The organism is Herbiconiux daphne (assembly GCF_024979295.1).
Lineage (GTDB): Bacteria > Actinomycetota > Actinomycetes > Actinomycetales > Microbacteriaceae > Herbiconiux > Herbiconiux daphnes.
In genome coordinates, this window is sequence record NZ_JANLCJ010000266.1 from 1 (window position 1) to 826 (window position 826).

Genomic DNA, 826 nt, shown 5'->3' on the forward strand with positions numbered 1-826 from the left:
GCTCACGGTGAAGACGCATATAATGCGTTAGTGTTCAATGGCTCTCTCCATCCGGCTGGTAGTCGTTCCAGACAAATGTCTGTGAATGTTAACAGGGAGCAACTGGTGTTTGATTTACCAGACCCTCGTTACATTCGTTTGAATGGTCGTTATCATTGGGTTTCGTACCGTCCAAACCGTTCTACCAAAAAAGGTCTGTGTTCTCGTCGTGTATCTGGTGTACCTCAATTCACCAACGTGGTTGTACACGAGTTGTATAACCAAGGCACTGATGAAAACATTATCGGTGGTTGTTTCCTACGTCAAGGCACTAACCTTGATTATAAAGGTGTTGCCATTGGTAACATTGACGGTAACAACATTACTCTGGTTAATGAAGCCTCTCACCTGGCTCGTGTTTTACAGCGGGAGTTACCGAATTGCCAAATAACAATTCAACCGGTCGGTTAAGGGGTAATAACAGCTTCGCTCAGTGGCTTGAGTGGAGCACACCTCCCAATACAACTCATTGGAGTGAGGCGAGTACAGTACGAACTCCGCCTCCACCTCAACCAGCCACAACGCAACCAATCTCCGACGAACAATCAGAAATGATTACTCGTTGGGGACACTTTGCAGCAACTCAACTCCATGATGATGTTACCCGTGATGCTTATATGCGTCTTGGTGTGCGTCAGCAGATGCACGTTCGTGCTTTGGAGCCAGGTTCTCTGAGTATGTGGGAGACTGCTCAAAGGCGTCGTAATGATGGTCAGAATGACGTCGCAGAAGCTCTTGAGAGGGCTGCATTTTCCACCATTGGTGTTGCATCATCTATGCCTAGACA

2 protein-coding genes are annotated in these 826 nt (G+C 47.2%); both read left to right on the plus strand.

Annotated features, from left to right (window positions below):
- Window positions 1–450 (plus strand): hypothetical protein (locus tag N1032_RS24535; protein WP_259543131.1); only part of this gene is annotated, 450 nt, incomplete at its 5' end.
- A gap of 140 nt (window positions 451–590) precedes the next feature.
- Window positions 591–826: hypothetical protein (locus tag N1032_RS24540; RefSeq protein WP_259543132.1), on the plus strand; the 236-nt coding region annotated here is incomplete at its 3' end.